The organism is Congzhengia minquanensis (assembly GCF_014384785.1).
Taxonomy (GTDB): domain Bacteria; phylum Bacillota; class Clostridia; order UBA1381; family UBA9506; genus Congzhengia; species Congzhengia minquanensis.
Genome location: NZ_JACRSU010000003.1, coordinates 361,835 through 383,122, shown reverse-complemented (window position 1 = coordinate 383,122; position 21,288 = coordinate 361,835). Strand labels below are relative to the sequence as shown.

Below are 21,288 nucleotides of genomic sequence, written 5' to 3'. Positions count from 1 at the left end.
GTTACTCCTTGTCCGACCTACCGGCTAAATAATCTAACGAGCAGTCGAAATAGTCTGCGATTTTGGTTAAGGTTTTGACTGATGGAGATGCGTCTTTCTTTTCTAAATCAAACATAAAACTTGTACTTAAGCCGCACACTTCCGACAACGTTTTAATCGTAACGCCCTTTTCCTTACACAGCTTCCTAATCATCTTTGCAATGTGTTTGTTTTGCAAATCTCCGTCCTCCTAGCTACGATGAGCGTTTTGATTTTTGCATCTGCCTGTAAGATAATCCAGCGAGCAGTCGAAATAGTCTGCTATTTTGGTTAAATTTTTCACAGTTGGAGATTTACCTTTCTCCAATTCTTGAATAAAATTCTTGTTTAACTCAACTTCCGCTAAGAAATATTTTGCTGTAATGTTATTTTCCCTACATAAACATTTTATCCTCTTGGCTATTTGTCCGTTTTGCAAATCTCCATCCTCCTGGCTACGATAAGCGTTTTAGTTTTTGCATCTGCCTGTAAGATAATCCAGCGAACAATCGAAATAATCTGCTATTTTGGTTAAATTTTTCACAGTTGGAGATTTACCTTTGCTTAAATCATACATAAAATTTTTATTTAGTCCAATCTCCTCAAGCATAGCTTTTGCTGTAACATTGTGCTTCTTACATAACAGTTTAATTCTATTCGCAATTTGTCCGTTTTGCAAATCTCTGTCCTCCTAGCTACGATGAGCGTTTTGGTTTTTGCATCTACCTGTAAGATAATCCAGCGAGCAATCGAAATAGTCTGCGATTTTGGTCAAAGTTCTCACTGACGGAGAGGTGTTTCTCTTTTCTAAATCGTAAATTAAACTTTTACTTAAATTACATTCGCGAATTAGCGTGTTAACAGCAATATCCTTTTCTTTGCATAACCGCTTAATCCTGTTTGCTATTTGTTCATTTTGCATACATCTGTCCCTCTTTAACTGCGGTGCGAATTTGAATTGTTTGTTCTACCTAAAAGATAATCAACTGAACAATCAAAATAATTTGCAATCTTGAGTAAAGTTGCCGTTGATGGTGTCCTGTCTCTGACCTCTAAATCGTGAATAATTCCTTTTGTAACATGACTTTCATTCAGCATTTTTGCAACAGAAACACCTTTTTCACTGCAAAGTATTTTAATTCTCTTTGCCACTTGTGCATTATCCATAATTTTCACCCTTTCGTTTTGTGCAATTTCACAATTCGCGCTCAAAAGCGTATTATAATAAGAGTGAAATCAAAAAGAGCACAAAAAAAGCCACAAAGACAGATATAGTATTTCCTAGACAGAATCATTATATCATTTTGCAGCTCAATTGTCAATTTTTGATTCTCCCAGGGGCGGAGGTGTTCATAACTACCGTCCCCTCAGCTGTCAAAAGGGACAAGACGGTTTCACTGAATCCCGTCTTGCACCGATTCATATAGAAATAATCCCCTATATGCTAAAATTACCCCTTGACAGAAAGACGCGACGGTAAAAATCTACCGTCGCGTCCCCTTTTTTCGTGCTTGCTTTATGTGTGTATGTATATAAAAGAGGGGTTCACCTCTCTTATAAGCTAAATAGTTTTGGCATATTCCATAAACAAACGCCAGTCCTCACGGCTTAAAAAGTGCGTGCCGCCGCGCCTGTGATATGCCACGTTCCCTTTGTGCAGCTTTTCACCCACCGCCGGGAACCTGTCGCTGTAAACGAAGCCTTTTTGGCCGTAGTGCTCAAAATAATCTCCTGCCATAACGCAGGACAAAAATTCAAAATTCGGGTCTGCCCACAAATCTTCAGCCGCGCTGGCTACATAAACCTTTCTCGGCGCAATTGCCGCCAGCAAAAAGTGCTGGTCGAACGGCATGTCGTCTTCTTTCCCACGATATTTCTCATAGTTTTTGCAAAACCAATAGCCCAGCCGCGAACAAATGTCTTCCACTCGCTCGCCCTGTTTGCCGCGGGTAATTGCCGCGCCGCTGCAGCCGGAATCGTTAGAAATGGCAAGGGCGAAGCGCGTGTCCTGCGCGCCGGCCAAAAGCGCCGTTTTGCCCAAGCGGGAATGTCCCACCGTCATGGCCCGGTTTTGGTCTAATTCCGGCAGGGTTTCGGCATAGTCTAACACCCGCGAGGCCGCCCAGGCCCACATGGCAATTTTGCCGCAGTCGTTCGGGCGAACCTGCTCGTTTGCTCCTAAAAGAAAGGGGCTAACGCCGTTGGAAAAATCTGCGTCGTCTGACGTTACTTCCTTATAACAAAACGATAAAACGGCAAAGCCGCTGTCGATAATTTCTTCTGTTGGTTCATATCTGTCCGGCACGTCGGGCCGGAAGTTGATGTGCACAAAAAACGGCACCTTTTTTTTGCCCTTTGGAATGGCCGCCCGAACGGGGAACGTAAACGCGTCGGTTTCAAACTGCGCCGTTATGTTCACCGTGCGCAAAATGGCCTTGCCTGCGGCAAAATCTTTTTCTTCACTAACGGTTTCCCAGCTTAAAGATGTTTCACGGTTTGGCAAAACGCCATATTCCTCTTCCAGCAAAACACCCAGCATGGTGTTTTTTGCTTCTTCAATGGGCATGCCAAAAGGAAACTTTGGCAAATTCAGCCCGTTTAATGTTTCTTTTAACATTTTAAAATCACTCCGCTTCAGCCATATATTCCTGTAAGGCCGCCCGGCCCGTTTCGGTTACGGGTTTAATCCATTTTTTCGAGAAAAAGTGTTTCAGGCACAACACGGATTTTAAATAGTCCTCAAACACATAGCTGCACGCAAACACCAGCACAAACGGAAGCTTAATAACAAACGCCGCAATGAATGTAACAGGCAGCGAAATTGCCCAAAGGCAAATCAGGTCATATTTCATGCCGGTTTTCGTGTCGCCGCCGGAACGGAAAATAGCCACAATAATCACATAAGGAATGTTTCGAATGGGCACCTCAATGGCGTAAACAAGCATAATGCCCATTGCGGCGGACAGGGTTTTCTCTGTAATTTTGCCGCCCATGTTAAAGATGTAAATGAGCTGTTCGCGGAAGAAAAGCACAAAAATGCCCACTACCACGCCCGCTAAGGGAACAATTATCATAAACCGCCTTGCGTCTTTTAAAGCGCGCTTGATGTTGCCCGCGCCAATGTCCTGCCCAACCATAACACAGCCCGCGTTGTTAAACCCAACAAAGAACGCAAAAGCAATGTTTTCAAAGGTACGCAGAATGGTCACTGCGGCGGAATATTCATACCCTAAGTTTGCAAAAATAATGTTATAGCAAATGGTGCCGAGGCCCCACAGCGATTCGTTTAAAATAACTGGCAGGGCTTTTTTATAAAAGTCTGCCACCATGTGCCTGGTAAAGCCGAAAATCTCCCTCACCGGGGCGAAAAAGATGTCGTCTTTCTGAATGGCCATAACGATGTAAATAATCACTGGGCCGGACCAAGACGAAATCACCGTTGCCACAGCCGCGCCCTCAATGCCCATTTCCGGCAGGCCGAATGCGCCGAAAATTAAGCCATAGTCTAAAAAGGCGTTGGCAATGGTGGTGAAAAACGCCACATACATGGGCAGCTTCACCCGTTTTGTAGAGCGCAGAACGGCGCATGCTATCATGTTCAGCACAATGGCCGGATAGGAAAACACCGCAATTTTTAAATATCTGCTTCCGGCGTCTAACACGCCGGCGTCCCGGTTAAAAATGCTGATAACGCCTTTGGGAACGGAAAGTCCCACAACCAAAAACGCCAGCGACACCAAAAAGGCAGACGACACTGCAATTCCATACGTTTTTACAATGCCGCCGTGGTTTTTGTCGCCAAAATATTGGGCGAAAAACACTGACGCACCGGAACAAATTCCGAATAAAACCATATTTAAAAACCAGCTCCACTGGCCCGCCATGCCCACAGCCGCAAGGCTTACGTCGCCAAGTTGGCCAACCATGAGCGTATCTACCAGCGTAAACGAGCTTGTAAGCAAATTCTGCACGGCAATGGGAATTGCAAGGGACAAAACCGACCCCCAAAATCTTCTGCCGCCTAACACTTTTTGTAGCACGGGAAACCTCCGGAAACTGTAAAATTTGACATAATCTATATTATAGTTCATAAAATCACTTTAGTCAAGTAAAATATCAGATAAAAAGCACGGTTTTCGAAAAACCGTGCTTTTTTTACAGTATCTTAACTTTTTTAATCGTCCTGAAGCGCATCGTAGCCTGTTTCCCCAGTGCGGACCTTAATTGCATCCTCCACGTCGTAAACAAAAATTTTGCCGTCGCCGATGTGGCCGGTGTAAAGCGCGTCTTTTGCCGCTTCAACCACAGTTATAACCGGAATTTTGCTTACAACCACGTCTACCTGCACTTTGGGCAGCAGATTCATTTCAATGGGAACGCCGCGGTAATATTCCGGCTTACCCTTCTGCGCGCCGCAGCCCATGACCTGGGTTACCGTCATGCCGTTTACGCCGATTTGGTTCAGCGCCTCTTTTAATGCCTCGAACCTGCCCTGCTTGGCAATAATGGTTATTTTTGTAAGCTTTGCCGAGCCCTCGGGCGCCTTTGTGGAAACGTCCTTCACGTCAATTGCCCTTGATTTGGGAACAGCTCCAACAGCACCCAATGTAGGAATGTCCAGCTTTTCAACCGCAGGCACAAAGTCTGCATAGGCACTGGGCAGGCCGTGCTCTGTTGCATCCAGTCCCATAATTTCTTCCTCCGGTGTTACCCGCAGACCAATGGTCTTTTTAATTACCGTAAAGGTAATGAACATGGTTACCACTGCCCATGCTGCAACGGCTACGACTCCAATGAACTGAACAAAAAGCTGGTGCGGATCGCCTGTGTAAAGAAGGCCGTTTAAGCCCGCAGGTGCATCGGGGTTTGCCAGCAGGCCCACCGCCAATGTGCCCCAAATGCCGTTTGCCAGGTGCACGCCCACCGCGCCCACTGGGTCATCTATGTGCAGCTTTAAGTCTAATAATTCAACCACAACCACAACCAAAATGCCAGAAACCACGCCAACAATTAGCGAGCCTGCAGCGTCTAACGCCGCACACCCTGCCGTAATTCCAACCAGCCCTGCCAGCGAGGCGTTTAAGCACATGGAAACGTCTGGCTTGCCGTTTTTAATCCAGGTGAAAATCATACAGACAACTGTTGCAACTGCCGGGGCAATGGTTGTGGTGAGAAAAATGGAACCCAGCTCAGACACGCTTTTTGCCGCCGCGCCGTTAAAGCCATACCAGCCAAACCACAGAATGAAACAACCCAGTGCGCCAATGGTAATGGCGTGGCCCGGAATTGCATTTACCTTAACCACTTTGCCGTTTTTGTCCTTTGTATATTTTCCAAGACGAGGCCCTAAAATAGCTGCGCCAATGAAGGCTGCAATGCCGCCCACCATGTGAATTGCGCAGGAGCCTGCATAGTCGTGAAAGCCCATCTGCGCCAGCCAGCCCTGAGAATTCCAAATCCAGCCCGCTTCGACGGGATACACCACCAGCGAAATAACCGCAGAATAGATGCAATAGGAAACAAATTTTGTGCGCTCTGCCATTGCGCCGGAAACAATGGTGGCCGCCGTTGCGCAGAACACCAGGTTAAACACAAAGCTTGAAGCATTTGCTTCGATAAATCCGCCAAAATCAGTGAAAATTCCTAAGTTTGGTACGCCGATAATGCCCATAACATAGTCTTCTGCCATCATCAGGGAAAACCCGATAAATATAAAGCAAACCGTGCCAATGCAAAAATCCATCAGGTTTTTCATAATGATGTTCCCGGCGTTTTTCGCCCTGGTAAAGCCCGACTCCACCATGGCAAAGCCCGCCTGCATAAAGAACACCAGTGCCGCGCCGATTAAAAACCAAATACCGAAAGCGGCATTGTCCACAACCCCTTCAATAAAGGAAGTGATTTCCCCGTTTGTGAGAATGCTGTTTACGTCCATAGTTCCTTCCTCCTATTTTATGCTAAATTTATTTATAAAATAAAACAACGGCCCGCCGTGGGGAAAAACGTAAAACCGTTTCTCCCCGGGCACGCCGTTGTGTCTCAGGTAAATTTTATTTTATTTTCACTTATTTAACACCGAACAGAAGCTCGCCGTAGGTAGGATAGGGCCAATACCGTTCGCCAACTAAGGTTTCCAATTCGTCTGCGTCGGCCCGGGCTTCCTGCATATCTACAAAAATGGTGTTTTTATAATAGTTTGCCAGCGCTTGCGCATCATCTTCATAGTCGCTGGCTGAAACCATGTCGGCCTGCAGTTTCTCCGCCTTCTTATAAAGACAAGCGGAAAGAGACGAAAGCTTTGCGATGAGCTCTGTTTCCACATCTGCGTTGATGTCGGCTGAGAGGCCTTTCTTCATGGTAGCAATTTCTGTTAAATCTTTAATATAGGAACAAACTGCGGGAATAATGTCTTTTTTAATCATTTCCAGCATGGTCAGCGCCTCAATGTTAATAGTTTTGCTATAATTTTCTAGCAAAATCTCCAGCCGCGACTCCATTTCCACTTCGGTGAAGATGTGGTGCTTGTTAAACAGCGCCACGTTTTTGTCGGAAACAAAATATGGCAGCGCCTCTGCGGTTGTCTTTAAGTTATAAAGGCCGCGCCTTGCCGCCTCTTCCTCCCACTCTTTGCTGTAGCTGTTGCCGTTAAAGATAATGCGCTTGTGCTTTTCCACCGTTGCCTGAATGAGGGAATGTAAGTCCTCCTCCACAGTGGGGCTTTTTTCCAGTGCATCGGCAAACTGGCACAACGCTTCGGCCACAATAGTGTTCAGCACAACGTTTACATCAGAAATGGAGCTTGCAGAGCCCAGCATGCGGAACTCAAACTTGTTGCCCGTGAATGCAAAGGGTGACGTGCGGTTTCTGTCGGTTGCATCCTTCGAAATTTTCGGAAGCACCGAAACGCCCACCTCAAATTCTTCTCTGCCGTGGTGAACATAGTCCTCGTCCTCGTTCACAATGGCTTTTAACACCGCTTCTAATTCCTCGCCCAAGAACATAGACACAATAGCCGGAGGCGCTTCGTTTGCACCTAAGCGGTGGTCATTGCCCGGTGTTGCAACAGAAATTCTGAGTAAATCCTGATATTCATCAACTGCTTTGATAACCGCAGACAAAAACAGCAAAAACTGTGCATTTTCCATGGGAGAATCGCCGGGCTCAAGCAAGTTTATGCCGGTGTCGGTGCTCATAGACCAGTTGTTGTGCTTGCCGCTGCCGTTTACGCCGGCAAAGGGCTTTTCGTGAAGCAGGCAGGCCAGCCCGTGACGCTGGGCCACCTTTTGCATAATCTCCATGGTGAGCTGGTTGTGGTCCGCCGCAATGTTGGTGGTGGTAAAAATGGGGGCCAGCTCATGCTGAGAAGGGGCAACCTCGTTGTGCTCGGTCTTTGCCAAAACCCCCAGCTTCCACAGCTCCTCGTTTAAGTCTTTCATAAAGGCGCTGACCCTGGGCTTAATGGTGCCGAAATAGTGGTCGTCCATCTCCTGACCCTTGGGGGGCATTGCGCCGAACAACGTTCTGCCTGTAAAAATTAAGTCCTTCCGTTTGTCAAACATGGAACGCTCTACCAAAAAATATTCCTGTTCCGGCCCAACAGTAGTGAACACGCGCTTTACGTTGGTTTTGCCAAACAGCTTTAAAATTCTAAGAGCCTGAATGTTCAACGCTTCCATAGAACGGAGCAATGGCGTTTTTTTGTCCAGCGCCTCGCCGCCATAGGAGTAAAACGCGGTAGGAATACACAGCGCACCGTCTTTAATGAATGCATATGACGTAGGATCCCACGCGGTGTATCCCCTTGCCTCAAAGGTGGCCCGAAGTCCGCCAGACGGGAAGCTCGAAGCATCGGGCTCACCCTGAACAAGCTCCTTGCCCGAAAACTCCAAAATCACGCTGCCGTCTTCAATGGGGGTAATAAAGCTGTCGTGCTTTTCCGCCGTGATGCCCGTCATGGGCTGGAACCAGTGGGTGTAGTGGGTTGCGCCGTGCTCCACCGCCCAGTCCTTCATGGTTGCCGCAACAACGTTTGCAATGCTTTTGTCAATGGGTTTTCCCATGCGGACGGTTTTTTTCAGCGCCTTGTATGTATCCTTCGGCAGACGCTGCCGCATGGTCTGGTCGTTAAAAACCAGCGAGCCGAAAAATTCCGGTATGTTTGCCATATTCAATTCCTCCCTATATCATCAATTTCAACATATGCGGTAAAAACAAAAAAAGACACTGCGGAAACGGGATACGTTTCGCAGCGCCTTTGCTGTTTACAGTTGTCATTATACGCCGAAAGCTTTTTTTTGTCAATCCCTTTTTTTCATTTTTTTTGAATTTTTATAATTTTTACAGTTTTTGCGTTTCAAAAAAGCCAAAACCTATTTACTTTTCCCAAAGCTACACGATGTAACCAATGCGATAAATCTATGAATATTGACAAAATTCTTGTTTTTTCACTCATTACTCGTAATCGAATCTTTAAGTATTTCTTAATATTACGCGGAAACGTATACGCCAAACTGCACAATTGTGTAAAATTTAGACTAAGGGAGGTTACGGTTATGGGGATTAAACAGGCTATTGTCATTCGCATTAAAGATTTATGCGATGAACGTAGAATTAAAATTACTACACTTGCCAGAATGTCCGCAGTTTCTCCATCTACCATTTACAGCATATTTAATGAAGAGCGAAAGGACGTTGGCACTGTTCTGCTGAAAAAAATTTGTGACGGACTGGAAATTGAACTGAAGTCCTTTTATGACGATCCGGTTTTCTCCGATTTGGAACCGGAGGTGAAATAACAACTAACTGCCGGACGTTTATTCTTAATTGTCCGGTCATTATTTATGCTTAAAAGAGGGTGAAATTTCTTTCATGAGCACAGATTATGAAATGAGGTTGGGAAAAAACATTCAAAAGCTGCGCAAAATGCGAGATTTGTCCCAAGAGCAGCTAGCAAAAAAACTGCAGCTTTCGGGCTGCGACATAAGCCCATACACCCTATCGCGGATTGAGCTTTGTCAAAAACACGTTCGGGCGGATGAGCTAAAAAGTTTGAAAGAGGTGTTTGGCATTACCTTTGACGAACTGATGGAAGTTTAAATTTTTTTGAAATTTTTCCTTGACAAAATTTCATTTTTTGTTTATAATAGGAATAACGGAACAATGGAGTTCCACCGAAAAGACAGGTCTGGCTTTTCGGTGGTGCTCTATTTTTTTTTTTGAATTTAAAGGAGGTTTTTCATATGGTAAAAGAGGGCCAGGTTCGCATTCCGTCCGGCTGCGCCATCTCCGGCATATTTTCTAAGAATGGCAGACGTATGGCGGGGGACGACATCATAAAATCCATCGCCGTAATGCACGACCGCTCCAACGGATTAGGCGGCGGCTTTGCCGGCTATGGCATTTATCCCGAATACCGCGATTTATATGCGTTTCACATTTTTTATGACAGTTTGGAAGCAAAAACAGCATGTGAAAAGTTTTTGGATTTGCATTTCGACGTGGTAAACCTTTCAAAAATTCCCACCAGAAAGGTTGCGTCCATCACCGACGAACCCCTCATCTGGCGCTATTTTGTAACGCCGCTTCCAACAAAACTTGCCGACAGTCAGCTAGAAGAACGCGAGTTTGTGGCGCGGAGCGTAATGAAAATCAACACCCACATTTCTGGTGCCTATGTGTTTTCCAGCGGAAAGAACATGGGAGTGTTTAAGGCGGTGGGCTTTCCCGAAGACGTGGGCGCATTTTACCGCTTAGAGGAATATGAGGGTTACTGCTGGACGGCTCACGGCCGCTACCCAACCAACACCCCAGGCTGGTGGGGCGGTGCCCATCCCTTTGCCATGCTGGACTATTCCATTGTCCACAACGGCGAAATTTCGTCCTACGACGCGAATCGCCGCTATATTGAAATGTTCGGCTACAAGTGCTGCCTGCTCACCGACACCGAGGTTATCACCTATATGATAGATTTCTTAAACAGACGCAAGGGCCTCTCTTTAAAAGAAACCGCAGAGGTCATAGCCGCGCCGTTTTGGTCCACCATTGATCAGATGCCGGAAAAGGATAAAAAACGGCTGACATACCTGCGGGAAACTTTTCCCGGCCTGCTCATCACCGGCCCGTTTTCCATTCTTTTGGGCTTTGAGGGCGGTATGATGGCGCTGAACGACCGGCTGAAGCTGCGGTCGATGGTGGCTGCAGAACGCGGTGACATTGTCTACGTTGCCAGCGAGGAGGCGGCAATTCGGATTATTGCGCCTGAACTGGACAAAATCTGGTCCCCCGCAGGCGGCGAGCCTGTAATTGTAACGTTAAACGGAGGTGAACCCAATGCCAATTAATTTTCTCTATCCTGAATATGAAATCATACGCGACACAAACAAATGCATTGCTTGCCGGGTGTGTCAGCGCCAATGCGCCAACGAAGCGCATACGTTTGATGAAGAAGCAGGCATCGTGCTCTCCGACAGTGCAAAATGTGTCAATTGCCACCGGTGCGTTTCGCTCTGCCCAACCCGGGCACTGAAAATTGTGAAGACCGACCACACCTTCCGGGAAAACGGAAACTGGGACAGCAACGCCATTACTGAAATATATAAACAGGCCGAAAGCGGCGGCGTTTTGCTCTCCTCCATGGGCAATCCCAAAGATTTTCCTGTTTATTTCAATAAAATTCTCATCAATGCGTCCCAGGTGACGAACCCCTCCATAGACCCTTTGCGGGAACCGATGGAAACCAAAGTTACCCTGGGCGCAAAACCAAGCCGCATTGAACGGGACGAAAACGGTGACATTGTTGACAACCGCACCCCATCCCTCACGCTTTCCACCCCGGTAATGTTTTCCGCCATGTCTTACGGTTCCATTAGCTATAACGCCCACAAGAGCTTGGCGTTGGCAGCCAAAGAGCTGGGCATTTATTACAACACCGGCGAGGGCGGCCTCCATGAAGATTTTTATGAATATGGCGCAAACACCATTGTTCAGGTGGCGTCGGGCCGGTTTGGCGTGCACAAGGATTTTCTCTCCGCCGGCGCGGCAATTGAAATTAAAATGGGCCAGGGCGCAAAGCCGGGCATCGGCGGTCATCTACCCGGCGAAAAAATTGTGGGCGACGTTGCGAAAACCCGCATGATTCCAGAGGGTAGCGACGCCATTTCCCCCGCTCCCCACCACGACATCTATTCCATTGAAGATCTTAGGCAGCTGGTGTTTTCTTTAAAAGAGGCCACCAACTATCAAAAGCCCGTAATTGTGAAAATTGCGGCGGTGCACAACGTGGCGGCCATTGCCAGCGGTGTTGCAAGAAGCGGCGCGGACATTATTGCCATCGACGGGTTTCGCGGCGGCACAGGCGCGGCGCCCACCCGAATCCGCGACAACGTAGGCATTCCCATTGAGCTGGCTTTGGCCAGCGTAGATGAGCGGCTCCGCCAGGAGGGCATCCGCGACAACGTGTCAATCGTTGTGGGCGGCAGCATCCACTCCAGCGCAGACATGGTGAAAGCAATTGCCTTAGGTGCCGACGCGGTATATATCGGCACGGCGGCCCTTTTGGCCTTAGGGTGCCATTTGTGCAGGTCCTGCCAGGGGGGCAGGTGCAACTGGGGCATTGCCACCCAGCGGCCTGATTTGGTGAAACGGTTAAACCCTGAAATTGGCAAAAACCGGCTGGTAAATCTGGTAAATGCCTGGACACATGAGATAAAAGAAATGATGGGCGGCATGGGCATTAACTCCATCGAAGCCCTGCGGGGCAACCGGCTCATGCTCCGGGGTGTGGGACTTACCGAAAAAGAACTTGCAATTTTGGGGATTAAACATGCTGGAGAATAAAAAAAGAAAGGCAGGGTTTTAAACGATGAAACGAGTTTATGTAAACGAAGACTGGTGTTTGGGCTGTCATCTTTGCGAATATAACTGCGCTTTTGCAAACTCCGGCAGTCAAGACATGGTAAGCGCGTTAAAAGGTGTAAAAATTCATCCAAGAATTCAGATAGAAGAAGCCGACGGCATTTGCTTTGCAGTTTCGTGCCGTCACTGTGAAGACCCCCTGTGCGTGAAAGCCTGCATCACCGGTGCGCTCACGCAACGCAACGGACTCATTTCCATCGACAGCGGCAAGTGTGTGGGGTGCTTTACCTGCATTTTAAGCTGTCCCTATGGGGCAATTGTGCCAGGCGAGGGTACAGCAGTGCAAAAGTGCGAATTGTGTGCGCAAACAACTAACGGGGAGCCGGCGTGCGTGGCCGGCTGTCCGAACCGCGCAATTGTATTTGAAGAACGGGAGGAGGGCTAAAATATGCGTTATGTAATCATCGGAAATTCCGCAGCAGCAATTGGCGCCGTTGAGGGAATCAGAACTGTGGATAAAGAGGGGGACATCACTATTGTTTCAAACGAGTCCCATCACACCTATTCGCGTCCGCTTATCAGCTATTTGTTGTGCGGCCAGACCACCAAGGAAAAAATGAAATACCGCCCGGACTCATTTTATGAAGATAACGGGTGCACGGTTTTTTTCGGAACGGAATGTGAAAAAATTGACGAAAAGGAACAAACCGTCACGCTGTCAGACAGCAGAAAACTTTCCTACGACAGGCTGCTGATTGCCACAGGTTCCTCCCCCGCCGTTCCTCCCATCGACGGTCTGAGCACAGTGCAAAATAAATTCACCTTTATGTCCCTGTCCGATGCAGAAGCATTAGAACAGGCGCTTAAGCCAAAATCACGCGTTTTAATTTTAGGCGCCGGACTGATTGGGCTAAAATGTGCCGAAGGCATTGCCGGTTTGGCAGGCAAAATAACCGTGGTGGATTTGGCAGACCGGATTCTGCCCAACGTGTTAGACGAAGATGCAGCCGCCATTGTGCAAAGGCAAATGGAACACCACGGTATAAACTTTGTTTTGGCCGATGGTGCATCGCGGTTTGAGGAAAAAAAGGCGTTTTTGAAAAGCGGCAGGGAAATTGAGTTTGACGTTTTGGTAGTGGCTGTTGGCGTGCGGCCAAACACTTCACTGATATGCAATTTAGGAGCAGACGCAAAGCGCGGCATTGTGACCAACAATCGTCAGCAAACAGAATTTACAAACATTTTTGCTGCCGGGGACTGCACCGTAAGCCGCGATCTCACCACCGGACAGAATAAAATTTTGGCTTTGCTGCCCAACGCCTACATGCAGGGACATTGCGCCGGTGTCAACATGGCCTTAGGCCAAGCAGTTTATGACAACGCAATTCCCATTAACGCTGCCGGCTTTTTTGGTCTTCACTTAGTCACTGCCGGCTCTTACGACGGCATAGCGTACGTTGAAAAATCGGAAAATGCCTATAAAAAACTGGTGGTGAAGGACGGACTTTTAAAAGGTTTTATCATTATCGGCGACGTGACACGTTCGGGCATCTACACTTCCCTCATCCGAAACCAAACGCCTTTAGATACCATTGATTTTGATTTAATTCGCCGCAGTCCCGGTCTGATGGCCTTTTCCAGACAAAAGCGCGACGTTATTTTAGGAGGTGCCAAGTCATGATTATTGAAGCAAATTCCATGCATTTTTCTGACCTGAACCAAAAGGTGCGCCAGGCAAGTGAACAAAAAATTATAATTAACAACTGCATTGGCCAGCGGTATATCGCAAGCGGCCTGGAGCAAAAGCAAATTGAACTTCACGGAACACCGGGAAACGCCCTGGGAGCATATTTAAACGGCGGGGAAATTACGGTGTTTGGCAACGCCCAGGAAGCCACGGGCGACACCATGAACGACGGCAAAATTGTCATCCACGGTTCCTCGGGAGACGCGACAGGCTATGCCATGCGAGGCGGCAAAATATTTGTCCGCGGCAACACGGGCTACCGGGCCGGAATTCACATGAAGGAATACCACGAAAAAATCCCCGTAATCGTAATAGGCGGAACGGCGGGGAGCTTTTTGGGCGAATATCAGGCCGGCGGCAGGATTATTGTTCTGGGCCTGGGCGCAGACGGCGGCGCTCCGGTGAAAAATTTCTGCGGAACGGGCATGCACGGCGGCAAAATGTTTTTAAGGGGAAACACACCGCCGAAAAACTTGCCGAAGCAGGTTTGCGCTGTGAAAGCCACTAAGGCGGACTTAAAAGAAATTGAGGCCGACATTGCCGAGTTTTGCGCCCTATTCGGCGAGGATTTTGAAGCCATTATCTCGTCCGACTTTTTTGTACTCACGCCGGACTCGAAAAATCCGTATCAACAGATGTATACCAAAAACTAAATGCGTCAACGGGCCGGCAGGTTTGCCGGCCTTTTTTTCGCGCATTTTTTTGAAAACAGCATTGAAAACAGGTGCAGGATTTGGTATAATGAAATATATTTGATATAATAAAAAGGAAAAATTTATGACGCGGCAAAAGCGCGGGAGGGACAAACGCCAATGTATAACCAGTTTCAGACAAAGCTGCCGGCAGGCAGGCACACAAAAAAATTGATTGCGCCCATAAAAAAGACGGCGGAGGAGCTAATCAACACAACCGCCGGCTGTCTGCCCTATTCAAAATTCCGCCTGTTTCACGAAACGGGCAGCAGAACGGAATATGAAGCGCTTTATATTGAGCACCGCAAACGCTTAAACGTGTTTGCAGTTATGAGCCTTTATGAGGCCGACGGCAAATGGATTTCTGCGCTGGAGGATGCCGTCTGGGCAGTTTTAGACGAGTTCTCGTGGTCGTTCCCCGCTCATATTGCTAAGGACAAAACGCCAAAAGAAGCCGCGGAAAACCTGGATTTGTTTTCCACGGAAACTGCGTTCACGCTGAGCGAAATTCTCTATTTGCTGGGAGACCGAATTGCCCCCTTTGTACGAACACGTGCCGTTTCTGAAATTCAGCGCAGGGTAATTGCGCCTTATGTGAAAACCGACATAACCTGGCCGAAAAACAACTGGTCTGCCGTGTGCGCAGGCTCCATTGCCTGTGCCGTGATTTATCTGGGGCTAAGCGACGTGTGGAACACCATTGAAAACCGGGTGCTTGCCTCGCTTCAGACCTTTTTAGACAGCTATGAAAATGACGGCGGCTGCTTAGAGGGTCCGCTCTACTGGCAATATGGGTTTGGTTTTTTCGTTTACAGCGCGGAATTAATTTGTGAATATACCAACGGGCGGCTAAACCTGCTTTCCGGCGAAAAGGTGCGGCGCATGGCGGAATTTGCCCAAAAGGCCCACATCACGGCAGACTATGTTCTGCCCTTTGCTGACGCGCCCCACAATTTAAGGTTCGACATTGGGCTTTTGCATTATTTAAAGAAGAAATTTTCTTCGGTAACCGTGCCCGACGCAAAATATGAGGCAGTGTTCGGCGACGACATTCGCCACCACTTCTGCGCACTAATCCGCAACTTTTTCTGGTATGACGAAAAATTAGAAACGGAAGGAACCTATGACAGAAGCTGTTATTTTTTAGAGGACTCTGGCTGGTATATCAACAAAAAGCATCGGCTTTATTTTGCCGCAAAGGGCGGCAGCAATGCCGAGCCGCACAACCACTGCGATTTAGGCAGCTTTGTTTTGTTTTCCGGCGGCAATTTTATTTTAGACGATTTAGGCTGGCCAGAATATTATAACGGCTATTTCGGCGAAAAGCGCGAAAATGACCTTTGCGCCTCCTCCCGGGGGCACAGCGTGCCCATGATTGACGGAAAGCCTCAGCCGGCAGGGGAAGCTTACAGTGCGAAGGTGCTGTCCCACACGGAGGCGGGCTTTCGGTTAGAGCTTTCCAAAGCCTACAGCGCGCCGGGCTTAAACTCCTTCCAGCGGAGCTTTACCATAAGCGACGCAGCGCTGATTGTAACCGACACCCTATCCGGCGAAATCAACGATTTCACCGAACGGTTTGTCACCCGTATTGAGCCGAAAATGCTGGGGGGCGGCGTAGTAAAAATTGCAGACTTCACCATTGTCTGCGGTGTAAAGGCCGAGGTGTACGTGTCAAAAGAGGTGTTTACCCCCCGGCTCAGCATTTGTAAAATGGACATGAAGCCGGAAGAAACGGCTTATCTCATCGATTTTCGGTTAGGACGGCAGACGCCTGGCAGCTCTGTCACATTTATTATAGAAAAATCGGCCGGCTCTTTTTAACGGGACGGCAGACAACACAGCCCAAAACATGGGCGGAAAGGTGACTGAACATAATGAACCTGTCAATGAATTTTATCAAGGCGAACGACCAAATGTGTACCTTCGACCACCACGTAAACGCGCCGCTGTTCCGCAAACGCTTTACGCTGGACAATACACCCCGGTGGGCTAAAATTACCATTTGCGGTCTGGGATTTTATGAGCTGTATGTGAACGGCAAAAACATTACCAAAGGGCCGCTGGCACCCTATATCAGCGCGCCGGACGACCTTTGCTATTTTGACTGCTACGACGTAGCAGATTATCTTACCGAGGGAGAAAATGTGATTGGCGTAATGCTGGGCAATGGCATGCATAACGCATTTGGCGGCTTTATTTGGGATTTTGAAAAAGCAAGCTGGCGCAGCAGCGTTAAGTTCGCCATGACCTTAACAGCAAACGGCCAGGAGCTTTTCTCAGCAGACGAAACCTTTGTTACACATCCCTCCCCCATCACTTTCGACGACCTGCGCATGGGGTGCTGGTACGACGCAAATTTAGAGCTTCCCGGCTGGAGCGAACCGGGGTTTGACGACTCTTCCTGGCAGCCCGCCCAATCCGCTGACGCTCCCAGAGGCACGCCCAAGCTATGTGAGGCCGAACCCATCGCGGTGTCTGCCGAAATAAAACCGGTGAACATTTTTAAGTGTACCGGCGGATATATTTACGACTTCGGGGTGAACACCGCCGGTGTGTGCCGCTTAAAGATAAACGGCAGGCCGGGTCAAAAAATCACCATGACGCATGTGGAAATATTGATGGACAAAAAGCCCTATCTAGAAAATATTTCCTTTGTCCGCCCCGAAAGCTGGGATATTTATCAAAAATATAACCAAAAAGACGTTTACATCTGTCGCGGCGGCGAGGCCGAGTTTGTGCCGTGCTTTACCTACCACGGGTTTCAGTATGTGTTTGTGGAGGGCCTATCGGAAGATCAGGCCACAAAGGATGCGCTGACCTATCTTGAAATGCACTCAGACCTTCCGGTGCGGGGCAGCTTCTCCTGCTCTGACAGCACCGTGAACAAATTATATGAAATGGCCCACCGCTCAGACCTTGCAAACTTTTACTACTTTCCCACAGACTGCCCCCATCGGGAAAAAAACGGCTGGACGGGAGACGCTTCCATGTCTGCCGAGCACATGCTCCAGTGGCTGGGCGCAGAAAAAAGCTTTGCAGAATGGCTGGCAAACATCCGTGCCTGCCAAAGAGAGGACGGCGCAGTTCCCGGCATAGTGCCCACTGGCGGCTGGGGCTTTGAATGGGGCAACGGCCCCGCGTGGGATTCGGTTATTGTGAACCTGCCCTACTACACGTATCAATACACCGGCGATAAAAAGATTATAATCGACAACGCCTCCATGATTATGCGCTATCTTCACTACGCCACGACCCAGTTTGACGAACGGGGGCTTTTGGCCATTGGTCTTGGTGACTGGCTCCAGCCCATGGAGGATGGCACTGCCGCCACTAACTCGGCAGATGCACCCCTAGAACTTACCGATAGTGCTATCGTATTCGATATGGCAAACAAGGCATCTTTCCTGTTTGAGCAAGTGGGACTTCTCCCCCAGGCGCGATTTGCGGCACACATTGCGGGAAACCTTTTAAATGCCCTCCGCATCAATTTAATGGATCCTAAAACCTGCACCGCGGCCGGAAACTGCCAGACCTCTCAGGCGCTGTTTTTAGCACTGGGGCTGTTTAAGGACGAAGAGATTCCCCAGGCAAAGCAAGTGCTTTTAGATATGATTCATGAGAAAAATGATCACTTAAGCTCCGGCATGATCGGGCTCCGCTATCTATTCCACGTGCTGTCCGCTCTGGGAGAAAGCGAACTAGCATACGCCATGATTACAAATGACACTTACCCTGGTTACGGTCAATGGGTAAAGGATGGTGCTACTACGTTATACGAGAATTTTGAAAAGGATTTGAGCTTTCAAGAGGGTGAAACGGCACACATACCTTCCTTAAACCACCATTTTTTGGGCGATATTGCCAGCTGGTTTGTAAAATCTTTGGCCGGACTGCGCTTTAATCCCAATGCAGACGACGTGCGCCGGGCGGACGTTTGCCCCTCATTTGTGGACGGACTTGCGTTTGCCAAAGCCGAGTTTACCGCACCCGACGGAAAAATTTCTGTGGGCTGGAAACGTGCAGACCGGAACGTAGACGACTTTGTAAACAAAATTCGAAACACTGACGCAGGCGGCGCTATAAACACCATTGTGCTCAGCGTTACCGCGCCGGAAACCATTCACGGCCAAATTGTTCTGCCAAAAGGATATTCATTTTTGCGCGGCGGTACGTGCTGCGATTTGGAAGGCGGAACCTATACCATCGTAAAGGATGTGGAATAATGGACTATACACAATCAGAGGTGCTGCAGTTTGTATCGGAAAACGACGTGAAGTTTATCCGTTTGGCGTTCTGCGACATTTTTGGAAACATGAAAAACATTTCCATCATGCCCGGTGAGCTTTCCCGGGCATTTCGAACGGGTATATCGTTCGATGCCTCCCGTCTTTTGGGAATGATGGATTTTACGGATACGGACCTTTCCCTGTTCCCCGACCCCGCCACGTTAAAAGTGCTGCCCTGGCGGCCGTCCCACGGGCGGGTTGTGCGGCTGTTCTGCGACATTCGCTGCTCCGACGGCACGCCCTTTTTAGGGGACGGGCGAAACCTGCTGCGGCAAACAGAACAAAAGCTGAAAAAAAAGGGGCTTACGGCGCAAATCGGCACAGAGTGCGAGTTTTACCTGTTTGAGCGGGACGACGCAGGCCGCCCCACCAGCATTCCGTTCGACCATGCAGGCTATCTGGACGTGGCACCCCTAGACAAGGGCGAAAACGTGCGTCGTGATATTTGCCTCACCTTAGAAAAAATGGGCATTTCCCCCTCGGCCTCCCACCACGAAAAGGGGCCGGGCCAGAACGAAATTCACTTTAACAGCGCGCCGCCCCTTTTGGCGGCGGATAATTTCATCACCTTTAAGTCGGTGGTGAAAACCATGGCGGCTTCAAACGGGCTGTTTGCCTCGTTTCTGCCTCTTCCCTTAGAAAATGAGGCCGCAAGCGGCCTGCATGTTAACATATCGCTGGAAAAGGGCGGTGCAAACGCGGTAAGCGAAAGCTTTATTGCCGGTGTGCTGAACCACGCCGCGGAAATAACCGTGTTTTTAAACCCCCTCACCAACTCCTATGAACGGTTTGGAACCGGCGCGCCGAACGACGTTTCCTGGTCTTACAAAAATTTGACCAGCCTGCTCCGGGTGAAGGAAACGCCCGGCGGCACAACGGTAAACCTGCGCTCGCCGGACGCAGCTTCAAACCCCTATTTGGCCCTGTGCCTGATTTTAAACGCCGGGTTAGACGGCATTGCCCGCGGTCTTCCCCTCTGCCCTCCTGCTGAAACGCAAGAGGCCATTGGCAACAGCGAACGCCTGCCCCTTTCCTTAAAAGACGCGGCGCAGGCCGCAGCAGACTCCCCGTTTATCAGCACGGTTTTGCCGCGTCAGCTTGTAGATTTTTACACAGCCTGCAAAATAAAAGAGTTTGAAACAATGCAGGCGGCGGAATCAGCGGAGGCTTTTTGCCAAAACGCCTACTTTTTAACGGTTTGATCGCGGCCGAAATTGCCTTAAAAGGAGAGTGAAACGTGAACAGCATTTTAATTGCCAACAGCGCCCCCAAAAACCAGAATTACTTAAAAGACCTGGTTTCCTCGGGCGACTGTGAAACCCTTGATTTTGCATCAAGCGGCAGCGAGGCAAGGCGCATGGTGATTGACGCCGACTACGATTTGGTAATCATCAACACGCCGCTGTCAGACGAGTTTGGTCACGACTTTGCGCTTTACTGTGCAGACTCTACCGTCTCCGGCGTTATGCTTTTAGTAAAATCCGATTTGGCAGACTCCATTTTAGAACGGGTGGAGGAATTTGGGATTTTTGTGCTGGAAAAGCCCTTTCACAAACCGTTTTTCTATCAGGCGGTGAAGCTGTTAGAGGCCTCGCGCAGCCGTCTTTTGGGGCTCAAGAACGAAAACGTCCAGCTGCAAAAGCGGATTGAGGAAATCCGCATTATTGACCGGGCAAAATGCGTGCTCATGGAACGGCTGTCTTTGTCAGAAGACCAGGCCTACAGCTATTTAAAGCGCCACGCCATGGACATGCGTGTGACAAAAGAAAAGGTCGCCCGGGCGGTACTCGCCACCTATGGAGGCACAGACCCTTTAAAGAAAGGAATCGATAAATGAAACTTCATTTTACAAAAATGCACGGCATTGGAAACGACTATATTTATTTTAACTGTTTTGAAACAGAAATTGAAAACCCCGAGGAGCTTGCAATTCGGCTTTCAGACCGGCACTTTTCTGTGGGCGGCGATGGCATTGTGCTGATTTTGCCGCCGGACGAGCCTGAAAAAGCTGATGCAAAAATGCGCATGTTTAATGCCGACGGCTCGGAGGGGAACATGTGCGGCAACGCCATTCGCTGTGTGGGAAAATTTTTGTTCGACCACGGGCTTGTTTCTAAAACCACCATCTTGGTGGAAACGAAAAGCGGAACAAAGCGCCTGACCCTTTCCGTAGAAAACGGCGAAGTGGCGGCGGTGCGCGTGAACATGGGCAAAGCCGAGCTTGCGCCGGAGAAAATCCCCGTAACGCTCACCGGCGACAAAATTGTGGGCTTTGAAACAACAGTGGGCGGCGAGGTGCACAAAATCACCTGTGTTTCCATGGGCAATCCACACAACGTAATTTTTACAGACGACCCCTATGGCTTAGACCTTGAAAAAATTGGCCCCGGGTTTGAAAACGACCCCCTGTTCCCGGAGCGGGTGAACACCGAATTTGTTCGGTTAACGGGCAAAAACGAACTTACAATGCGCGTGTGGGAACGCGGCAGCGGCGAAACCTGGGCCTGCGGCACAGGCGCCTGTGCGGCGGCGGTAGCCGCCTGTGAAAATGGACTGTGCGAAAAGGGTGCAGACATTTTGGTAAAGCTCCGCGGCGGCGATTTAACCATTTGTTACACAGACGACGCGGTTTACATGACCGGCCCTGCCGCCTATGCGTTTTGCGGCGAGGTTGAGGTATAAACATACAACA

General features: G+C 48.9%; 21 protein-coding genes. 12 read left to right on the top strand and 9 right to left on the bottom strand.

The window, feature by feature from the left end; translation table 11 throughout:
* Window position 1: 1 nt before the first annotated feature.
* The 9 genes from H8698_RS09540 to H8698_RS09500 all read right to left on the bottom strand — a co-directional run bounded on the left by H8698_RS09540 (window position 2) and on the right by H8698_RS09500 (window position 8,183).
* Window positions 2–217: a helix-turn-helix domain-containing protein gene (locus tag H8698_RS09540; protein WP_249313216.1), complete on the bottom strand. Its 216-nt coding sequence runs from the start codon at window positions 215–217 to the stop codon at window positions 2–4.
* A gap of 12 nt (window positions 218–229) precedes the next feature.
* On the bottom strand, window positions 230–457 hold the full coding sequence (locus tag H8698_RS09535) for a helix-turn-helix domain-containing protein (RefSeq protein WP_249313213.1): 228 nt from the start codon (window positions 455–457) through the stop codon (window positions 230–232).
* 30 nt (window positions 458–487) lie between these two features.
* Window positions 488–697 carry a helix-turn-helix domain-containing protein gene (locus H8698_RS09530; RefSeq protein ID WP_249313209.1) on the bottom strand — a complete coding sequence of 70 codons (210 nt, stop codon included), beginning with the start codon at window positions 695–697 and terminating at the stop codon, window positions 488–490.
* A 12-nt stretch (window positions 698–709) separates the two neighbouring features.
* Window positions 710–940, bottom strand: a complete 231-nt coding sequence (locus H8698_RS13520; protein ID WP_249313206.1) for a helix-turn-helix domain-containing protein — start codon at window positions 938–940, stop codon at window positions 710–712.
* Between the two features lie 14 nt (window positions 941–954).
* Window positions 955–1,185: a helix-turn-helix domain-containing protein gene (locus H8698_RS09520; protein ID WP_249313203.1), complete on the bottom strand. Its 231-nt coding sequence runs from the start codon at window positions 1,183–1,185 to the stop codon at window positions 955–957.
* A gap of 394 nt (window positions 1,186–1,579) precedes the next feature.
* Window positions 1,580–2,635 carry a glucuronyl esterase domain-containing protein gene (locus tag H8698_RS09515; RefSeq protein ID WP_249313200.1) on the bottom strand — a complete coding sequence of 352 codons (1,056 nt, stop codon included), beginning with the start codon at window positions 2,633–2,635 and terminating at the stop codon, window positions 1,580–1,582.
* Window positions 2,636–2,642: 7 nt separating this feature from the next.
* Window positions 2,643–4,058 carry an MATE family efflux transporter gene (locus tag H8698_RS09510; RefSeq protein WP_249313196.1) on the bottom strand — a complete coding sequence of 472 codons (1,416 nt, stop codon included), beginning with the start codon at window positions 4,056–4,058 and terminating at the stop codon, window positions 2,643–2,645.
* Window positions 4,059–4,192: 134 nt separating this feature from the next.
* Window positions 4,193–5,953, bottom strand: a complete 1,761-nt coding sequence (locus H8698_RS09505; protein WP_249313194.1) for an ammonium transporter — start codon at window positions 5,951–5,953, stop codon at window positions 4,193–4,195.
* A 130-nt stretch (window positions 5,954–6,083) separates the two neighbouring features.
* Window positions 6,084–8,183: a glutamine synthetase III family protein gene (locus H8698_RS09500; protein WP_177678928.1), complete on the bottom strand. Its 2,100-nt coding sequence runs from the start codon at window positions 8,181–8,183 to the stop codon at window positions 6,084–6,086.
* Between the two features lie 387 nt (window positions 8,184–8,570).
* Between H8698_RS09500 and H8698_RS09495 the strand changes: the two genes are divergently transcribed.
* The 12 genes from H8698_RS09495 to dapF all read left to right on the top strand — a co-directional run bounded on the left by H8698_RS09495 (window position 8,571) and on the right by dapF (window position 21,278).
* Entirely contained in the window at window positions 8,571–8,813 is a 243-nt protein-coding gene (locus H8698_RS09495) for a helix-turn-helix domain-containing protein (protein ID WP_249313192.1), read from the top strand.
* A gap of 73 nt (window positions 8,814–8,886) precedes the next feature.
* The gene (locus H8698_RS09490) at window positions 8,887–9,114 is read left to right on the top strand and encodes a helix-turn-helix domain-containing protein (RefSeq protein WP_177678932.1); all 228 of its coding nucleotides are present in this window, start codon (window positions 8,887–8,889) and stop codon (window positions 9,112–9,114) included.
* A 143-nt stretch (window positions 9,115–9,257) separates the two neighbouring features.
* Entirely contained in the window at window positions 9,258–10,358 is a 1,101-nt protein-coding gene (locus H8698_RS09485; RefSeq protein WP_177678934.1) for a class II glutamine amidotransferase, read from the top strand.
* Complete coding sequence (locus H8698_RS09480) at window positions 10,348–11,853, top strand: glutamate synthase-related protein (RefSeq protein ID WP_249313189.1); 1,506 nt, start codon at window positions 10,348–10,350, stop codon at window positions 11,851–11,853. Before H8698_RS09485 ends, H8698_RS09480 begins: the two co-directional genes overlap by 11 nt.
* Before the next feature lie 25 nt (window positions 11,854–11,878).
* Complete coding sequence (locus H8698_RS09475; protein WP_249313187.1) at window positions 11,879–12,316, top strand: 4Fe-4S dicluster domain-containing protein; 438 nt, start codon at window positions 11,879–11,881, stop codon at window positions 12,314–12,316.
* Between the two features lie 3 nt (window positions 12,317–12,319).
* A complete protein-coding gene (locus tag H8698_RS09470; RefSeq protein WP_249313185.1) occupies window positions 12,320–13,552 on the top strand; it encodes an NAD(P)/FAD-dependent oxidoreductase in 1,233 nt (410 codons plus the stop codon).
* Complete coding sequence (locus H8698_RS09465; protein WP_249313183.1) at window positions 13,549–14,271, top strand: GltB/FmdC/FwdC-like GXGXG domain-containing protein; 723 nt, start codon at window positions 13,549–13,551, stop codon at window positions 14,269–14,271. Before H8698_RS09470 ends, H8698_RS09465 begins: the two co-directional genes overlap by 4 nt.
* Before the next feature lie 159 nt (window positions 14,272–14,430).
* Window positions 14,431–16,131, top strand: a complete 1,701-nt coding sequence (locus H8698_RS09460) for a heparinase II/III domain-containing protein (protein ID WP_249313181.1) — start codon at window positions 14,431–14,433, stop codon at window positions 16,129–16,131.
* A 53-nt stretch (window positions 16,132–16,184) separates the two neighbouring features.
* Window positions 16,185–18,533, top strand: a complete 2,349-nt coding sequence (locus H8698_RS09455) for a family 78 glycoside hydrolase catalytic domain (protein WP_249313178.1) — start codon at window positions 16,185–16,187, stop codon at window positions 18,531–18,533.
* A complete protein-coding gene (locus H8698_RS09450; protein ID WP_249313175.1) occupies window positions 18,533–19,798 on the top strand; it encodes a glutamine synthetase family protein in 1,266 nt (421 codons plus the stop codon). The genes H8698_RS09455 and H8698_RS09450 overlap by 1 nt, the downstream gene beginning before the upstream one ends.
* Before the next feature lie 35 nt (window positions 19,799–19,833).
* A complete protein-coding gene (locus H8698_RS13425; RefSeq protein ID WP_249313171.1) occupies window positions 19,834–20,433 on the top strand; it encodes an ANTAR domain-containing protein in 600 nt (199 codons plus the stop codon).
* A complete protein-coding gene (gene dapF, locus H8698_RS09440; protein ID WP_249313169.1) occupies window positions 20,430–21,278 on the top strand; it encodes a diaminopimelate epimerase in 849 nt (282 codons plus the stop codon). The genes H8698_RS13425 and dapF overlap by 4 nt, the downstream gene beginning before the upstream one ends.
* Window positions 21,279–21,288 lie beyond the last annotated feature (10 nt).